The sequence below is a fragment of the Phocaeicola sp. ICN-14070 genome, assembly GCF_037892625.1.
GTDB lineage: Bacteria > Bacteroidota > Bacteroidia > Bacteroidales > Bacteroidaceae > Phocaeicola > Phocaeicola plebeius.
In genome coordinates this window covers 1-7,480 of record NZ_JBBKBF010000100.1, presented here as the reverse complement: position 1 = coordinate 7,480, position 7,480 = coordinate 1, and the positions used below count along the sequence as shown (strand labels likewise).

The window sequence follows — 7,480 nt, the reverse complement described above, 5'->3', positions numbered from 1 at the left end:
GAGCTTTTGCATATACCCTCAATCCGTATAGCTTTCCCTTGTTCACCTCGTATTCAATGACCTCTTTAGTGTTTCCGAACCAGCTTTTGCCGGTTTTATTGTTTAACTTTTAATCTTTCGGTAAAAATTTACCGAAGTATTGGTTTTATTATTGTGAGATGTTTTCTTTTTGTAAAGAAATATGACTCGTTTTTATCGGATATAATTAATATAGGCTGTTTCAACATAGATATGAAACAGCCTATGTAATGTTGACCTATTGAATTTTATCTCGGAATGAAGATGCAGGAAGTTGGTCTTTGTTGACTAAGTTTGCTCGTGTAAAAGGCCGCCATCCATAACGTATATATTGGGGGTTCTTTACCTGATTAGTATAAACCTTAATTTTATTCCCTTCAATTATAGCTTGGGCAGGGAAATACATTCCTTCGTGTTCTGCTAATTCAAAACCCGTAAGAGGATTTCCGTCAGAACTGTGTAACCCTTCTGCATAATCAAATTCTATAATAACTTCATTATTTTTACTTATTGCTTTTTTATAAAGAGGACCGGATGGGAGTAAAGAATAATGATAAGTTTGATTTAATGCCCATCTAGCTAAACGCTCTCCAATAGGGCGTTTAGCTTTAGGGTGTACATCCAGTGAATCACCTTTATCGGAGGAGACAGCCATACCAGTATGGGGTAATTCATTCATTAAGCGTCGTTGGCTATCTCGAAACCAGGTCCATGAGGGACGATTTAGGCTTGAAAGTTGTACAAAATAAAAAGGCATGTCAGGGTTATTCCAGTTGTCTCTCCATCCATTAACTAGAAGTTTGAATAATCTATAATGGGCTTCCATATTGTGAGCATTCGATTCTCCCTGATACCAGATTATCCCTTTGACCGGATATTGTTGTAGAGGAAGTATGCCGGCTTCGTATAAATAACAAGGTTCATACGGGTGTCGTTTGAATGTATTTGTACTTTGTTTTAAATTTAATAAGGCTCTTTCTCTAGCCCAGTCCTGGATAAAGTCATTGTTTGTCCAGTCTTTCAGTATTGCTGGAAAATACTTTTCTAAAGAATGACGATCAACCCAGGATTCAGTGGTAGATCCTCCTACAGCGTTGCAGATCAGTCCTACAGGGACTTTTAAACTGTCTTGTAACATTTTTCCGAAATAGTATGCTACAGCAGAGAAGGTTGCGGCGGTATTGGGGGTACATTCTTTCCATGAAGTAGTCTGGTAATATAGTAAGTGATTAACAGAATCAATAGCATCTGTGGGCCATTCTGAAGCATTGGTCTCCCATTTCCCTTTCATATGAAATAAACGAACTTGAGAGTTATGTGCTTGGGATACAGCTGTAGAGCCATCTTGGGTTTGTTGCAACATGAACTGCATGTTAGACTGTCCAGAGCATAGCCATACTTCTCCTGCTGCTACGTGATGAAAAGTATGTGATTGCTGTGGAGTTTGTATGGAAAGTTCATAATTATCTCCAGCCTTTATCGGATCTAAGATAACTTCCCATTTACCGTTTTTATCAGCAATTGTTTTTTTCTTTTGTCCGTCAATACTTACAGTAACAGGAGTTTTCGTATTAGCTGTGCCATGAATACGTAGTGGGGTATTACGTTGTAATACCATATAATCAGTATAGAGCATCGGTAGTTTAAGCCCTCCATAATCGCCAGTGATAGCTGAGTATGCTGTCTGAGCCAGAATATGTGCTCCTTCTTCATTAGGATGAATGGCATCAGGCAATAAAATAGGGTAAGGGTATAATGGGGTATGGAAATCTATGAGCTCTGCCTGACTTATTTGAGCAACGACTTTAATTGCTTCTTGAATTTCTTCATGCCATTGTTGGGTACCTGAGATAAAACGAGGATGTCGGTCAGCTATTGGGGTAATGTATGCCAATAGAATGCGGCATTGAGGATTGGCTTTTTTAAAAGACTCTATTAGCTTCAAATAATCATGAACGAACTCATCTCTATAGTTAGGCCAGTTTCTTGGATCTGTGTCATTGATACCAAGGTGAATGACTACAATATCTCCAGAAAAATCAAGAGCTTTTTGATATTCCTTTTGTTGAATATAAGGACGATGTCCATGTGCTAGTAGAGTGGCGCCTGGCTTTCCAAAATTACCCACAGAATATTTTTTTCCTAGTAGCTTCTGTAATTGTGCAGGATAAGAGTCTGCATCACGGTTTGTGATGCCGGTGCCATATGTGATACTGTTTCCTACACAAGCGACTTTTATTGTTTCTGTAGCTTGTATCGGTTGCCGCAAAAAGGCAAACAGCCATACTAGTGAAATTAAGATAGATTGTTTCATTTTATTTTTTTAGATAAGGGGTAATTATTTCTTTCCATAACATGTAACCTTTTCCTAAAAGGTGTAGTCCGTCATTGGTATATTCTGGTTTCATTTGTCCATTATCATCTACAAAGTGAGTGAAAAGATCAATATATTTCACATTTTCTTTTTGGCAAATATTTAAAATAGCCTGATTAATGTCAGGGATTTCTTGCCAATGGGAGGTATGTTCTTGAAACATGTTGTATTTTGTGGTAACAGGTAATACACTTTGTATCAAGATTTCTGTGCACGGTGACTCTTTTTTTATTTTTTGTATGATTTGTTGTATATCAGAGGCAATATTATTCGGAGATTCTCCTTGAGGAACGTTGTTGATTCCAATCATTAGAAAGATTTGTGCAGGCTTTCCTTTAAGGAGGACAGAGATTCTATCATAGACTCCCCAAGTAGTATCTCCACTGATTCCTCTATTTTTGATATGGGGATTTTGGAATAATTCACTCCATTCTCCTCCGTCGGTTATACTATTTCCGATAAAAAGAATATCATCCGAACTTGTTGGAAGTTGTTCAAATAATGAAGCTCGTTGGTAGTAATAAGTAGAATATTTTCTTTCTGTTTGTCCGAAAGTAGATAGGCTTACTGCTAAGCCTATGATGAATAATATTATTTTGTTCATAAGTATATAGTATTAAACAGATTAAAATTATTTTTTATCGGGGGAATAAATAATATTGTCTATTTCTTTTTTCCCGTCAGGAGATACAAAGACAGCATTGAACATCCATTTTACCAATCTGACTTCTGGGGTTTTAAACTCTCCTATAGGTAACTTGAGGAGGAGTTTGTTCCATCCTTTTTGTAAAGTGACTTGTATTGGCAGACGGGAGGCTGCATTTTCATTCATTAATGGAATTTCGTTTGATCGGTCTTTATGGGTATTCTTCCAAACAGGTGGAAGTAGTTCTTTATTATTCAGCCAGACACGGCTACTTTTATAGTCCCATGTTCCTTGTTGTGGGGCTAGGTCACTTTCGGAACGACTGTAGTTCTGAAAATCCAAGAATAGTCCTACGTGTTGTTCGTAAGGAGAAAATACCCAAGTAGTAGCATAAGCTGTATGATTTTCCCTTGGAGAAGTATAGAACCCAGGAATTAAATCTCCCCATACATGGCGTAAGTATACTCCGGCTCCATAAATGATGTGGCTTTGATAGGTTTTTCCTTTATATAAATAGCTTTCTTTTTCTTCCTTTTCTGGTGGAAATGAACGGGGCAAATCCCCTTCGTTAGGGAATGCATCTGTGATGCGCCATACTACATTAGTTTGTTTAACATAGGGAAAAGGTTCGTTTGTGAATGTATGTTCTTTATGCCAAAGCATTCTATTTTCAAAATCAACAAACTGAGTATAGATTCCTGTGTCGTTTTTCCATAAAAGGTTAGTCTGCTCGTCAAAATACCCATATCCTCCTCCTTTCCAGCTTCGTTCTGCTAGAGCCAGCATGTTGGCATATAGATTGTTTTCTGCTACGATTTGTTTTTCATCGCTGAGATAACGGTCGTTCCATATAGCCAAAATACTTCCTGCAATATCTTCGTTTCCCATATCTTGATTATAAATACGGCTATTGTATAAAGCTACCAAATCAGCAAAAATATCAAAATGATTAATGTAATGATAGCGGCTGTCGATTGCTGGAATACTTGATTGGGCTTTTCCTCGGTAACTCCATAGCTGTGTCATGTCTATTTCGCCTGCTTGGTATTGCCAACCTGGGTTCCATGAAATGACTTTCTTTCCTTTTTGGCGAATATAGGTTACCATTTCTGGTACGAATTGTGGATTTGTAAATTGTACTTCGTCTGTACCAATATGTATATAAGGTGTATCAAATGTTTCACACACCTCATCCATGAGTTGCTTTAGAATAGTCATTCCTTTTTCACTTTGCATATCAGTTCGGAAGGTTTTGACAAAAGCTTCACTATGTCCGGGCATATCAATTTCGGGAATTAATGTGACATGTCGCTGTTTGCAGAAAGCCACAAGATCTTTGGCTTCTTGTAGGGTGTAATACTTTCCAGGCATACGGCTCATGTTTTCAGGAGCATTGAGTTCGGGGTATATTTTACTTTCCAGTCTCCAAGCTTGATTTTCTGTTAGATGCCAATGGAATACGTTGATTTTGAATTTACTGAGTAAATCAATTTCTTTCTTTAGTTCTTCCATGGAAATATAAGTACGTCCTACATCATGCATAAATCCCCTGATGCGAAAAGCAGGCCAGTCAATAACCTCACAGGTAGGAAGAAAATGATATTCATTACTTTTGCAAGTCAATTGTTGTATAGTTTGCAAAGCTCTGTATACTCCTGTAGAAGAGGTCGCTGTGACATAGATTTGTTTTTCTGTAATTTTTAGTTTATAACCTTCATTCGAATTAATAGGAATTTCAGGTAAGTTATCTATAATGCTAATTTTAATGATCTTATCGGTTTGTACAGAGGTTGAGGATGCTTTATTGCCTTGTAGCCAGTCTTTCCATTCTTTAGATATACTACTTTCTGTTGTTTCAAGATGTATTTGATCTAATACTAATTGTTTTCCGGTAAAAGTTATTTTTTGTGGATAAGGTAGAAGAGGATAGAAATTATTCCCTTTGCAAGGGAGCAAAAATAGTTGCAAAATGAAAATCGTAAGTAAGCAGCGTTTCATGGTGGTATATATAGAAGAAGAGGATATTCCCTTTCAGGAATATCCTCTTGGAATTAAACTTATTATTCAAGATTTAATATCCTGGTGTTTGTTCTAGTGCACTATTTTCTCCTAAAGTATTTTCGTCAATAGGCCATAGCAAGCGTGAAGAATTTGCATCAGAATATTTGGTTGCATAATCATCTCCCATAAGGCGGATGTCATACCAGCGTTTTCCTTCAAATAAGAATTCTCTCATTCTCTCTTTTAGAATAGTTTCAATAGGATTGTCATCACTGCCTACAAATCTGTTATTGGCATAGAAGGAAGCATCTTTGTCATTGGGGTATGCTATTTCGTTTCTATGTTCGTTAAAATATTCTGTCCCATAGGCACGTTCACGCACTTCATTGATTTCTGCAGAAATATCTTCTCCTAAGAAGGCTTTGGCAGTTGCTAATGCAAGCAGGCAGTCTGCATATCGGTAGATTGGATAGTCATCTAGCCAGCTTCTAGTTGCGTCACCATCCAATAATACTCCCTGAAATTTATAAGCGATGGGCGCTTTGAATGTAATTTGCTCATTTTCTTTGTTATAAATTCCTTTTAAAGAATTTGCTTTTCTGCTGTCTCCTTCACGGTACAGTTGAGTGTATAGATCTTGTTCAATCTGGTAACGTATAAGTCCGTTAATATCTGCAATTTCACTATTAGATAATGGAGTTCCATTTTCGTCACAGTAAGAAGAGAAGAATTGCTGGTTCATTACCATATTCATACGATATTGGTCATTCCAGAGGCTGTATTCGTTTCTTCCGTTATGTATAGCGAAAATGATTTCGTCATTTTCTTTATTGTCGTATGCAAATACCTTTTTAAAGTCGTTCAACAATCCTACACCAGCAGTTTTTACTGCCATTAACGCATTCTTAGCTGTAGTGTAATCACTTTCTCCGCCATTCATTTGTTTTCCGCTCCATAAGTAAACTTCTCCTTTCAGCATCATTGTGGCTGCTTTTGACCAATAGCATTTGCCGTATTTGAAAGAATAGTCATCACCAAAGGCATCTTCTGAACTTTGGATATCTTTTTTAATTTGGGTCATTACATCAGCTGCAGATGAAGCGGCTTTGCTAGGATTACCTATATCAATGGAGTTACCGTTAGTATAATCTAACTGGAGTACTACATCACCCCATGAACGTAGCAAATGGAAATATACATAAGCTCTTAAACCATAAGCTTCTCCTAGATAATAGTTTTTAGTACTTGCATCTAGTAAATCAGTAGATTCAGTATGACTAATCATCAAGTTTAATTGATTAATTAATACATAGAAATCTCCATAATTACTAATCACAGGGTTGGCTGCATTTAAAGTGTTGTCAATCATTCTCTCCACTCCTTGAGTAGCTTCCCCAGTGAATGGATTGGAATTGTAAATATCAGCGCGAGGTTCTCCTAATTCGAAAATAGTATAAGATCTTTCGCGAAGCAGACCGTGAAGTCCCACATTAAATGCCTCAAATTGAGCCGCATCTTTCCAATAGTTTACATCAGTAATACTACTAACAGGTTCCATATCCAAGCAACCAGTAAAAGATGTTGCCAGGCATCCGGCTATAATATAGTTGAATATTTTTTTCATAATTGTTGTTTTTTCAGAATGTTACAGATAAGCCAAACAATAAGGTTCTAGGAGTTGGATAACGGCCATTATCAATACCTCGTCCGTAAACTGTAGATACGGCTGGTTCAGGCGATACACCGTCATATCCAGTAATATAGAATAGATTTTGTCCTGTTACATATACAGATGCATCTTGCATACCTGCTTTACCAATCCATTTCTTTGGCAAAGAGTAACTGAGGGTAATCTCTCTTAGTGCCAGATAATCTCCTTTTTCATAGAAACGTGAACTATTATTATCGACAGCTGTAGTACCATTGTTAGAACGAGTAATGTTTTTCTTGTTCAACTGGTCAGCATAAGTGAAGACTGGAAGATCCGTATCAGGATTCGTTTCACTCCATGTGTCATGCACTTTATCTATGATATTAAACTGTCCTTGATACTGTCCTAAAGAACGGGCCTTTAAGTCGTTGTAAATAGTGTGTCCTACGGCATAGTCGAAACGTGCGTACAATGACCAGTTCTTGTAAGATAAGGTCGTTGAGAATCCACCTGTTACTTTAGGGAATATATTACCAACTACAGCACGGTCAAGGCTGTTAATCTTTCCATCCTTATTGATGTCTTCCCAGCATACATCTCCTGGTTCTATGGGTTTCCATCCGTTTGATTCAGCATAAGTTACACCTGTCTGTGGGTTTATTTCATTGGCCATACCTGGTCCATACAAGTTGGCAACTTCGTCAATGACCATGTTGGCGTTAGCTTTTACATCATTCCAATCTCTAAAGATATGATTCTGTACATAACCTATCATATCACCGAGTTTTCC

4 protein-coding genes and 1 pseudogene are annotated in these 7,480 nt (G+C 37.3%); all 5 read right to left on the bottom strand.

What is annotated here, in order from left to right:
• Positions 1 to 256: 256 nt before the first annotated feature.
• A complete protein-coding gene (locus WKT20_RS17140) occupies positions 257 to 2,332 on the bottom strand; it encodes a GDSL-type esterase/lipase family protein (protein ID WP_340417790.1) in 2,076 nt (691 codons plus the stop codon).
• 1 nt (position 2,333) lies between these two features.
• Positions 2,334 to 2,996, bottom strand: a complete 663-nt coding sequence (locus WKT20_RS17135; protein WP_117702932.1) for a GDSL-type esterase/lipase family protein — start codon at positions 2,994 to 2,996, stop codon at positions 2,334 to 2,336.
• A 27-nt stretch (positions 2,997 to 3,023) separates the two neighbouring features.
• Entirely contained in the window at positions 3,024 to 5,036 is a 2,013-nt protein-coding gene (locus tag WKT20_RS17130) for a family 20 glycosylhydrolase (protein ID WP_340417789.1), read from the bottom strand.
• 73 nt (positions 5,037 to 5,109) lie between these two features.
• Entirely contained in the window at positions 5,110 to 6,663 is a 1,554-nt protein-coding gene (nanU, locus tag WKT20_RS17125; RefSeq protein WP_340417788.1) for a SusD family outer membrane lipoprotein NanU, read from the bottom strand.
• Between the two features lie 13 nt (positions 6,664 to 6,676).
• Positions 6,677 to 7,480, bottom strand: a pseudogene (locus WKT20_RS17120) (SusC/RagA family TonB-linked outer membrane protein); the annotation flags it as partial.

Excerpts from the sequence above, each read along its gene's own strand:
- WKT20_RS17140 (WP_340417790.1), bottom strand. The coding sequence starts at position 2,332 with ATGAAACAATCTATCTTAATTTCACTAGTATGGCTGTTTGCCTTTTTG.
- WKT20_RS17135 (WP_117702932.1), bottom strand. The coding sequence starts at position 2,996 with ATGAACAAAATAATATTATTCATCATAGGCTTAGCAGTAAGCCTATCT.
- WKT20_RS17130 (WP_340417789.1), bottom strand. The coding sequence starts at position 5,036 with ATGAAACGCTGCTTACTTACGATTTTCATTTTGCAACTATTTTTGCTC.
- nanU (WP_340417788.1), bottom strand. The coding sequence starts at position 6,663 with ATGAAAAAAATATTCAACTATATTATAGCCGGATGCCTGGCAACATCT.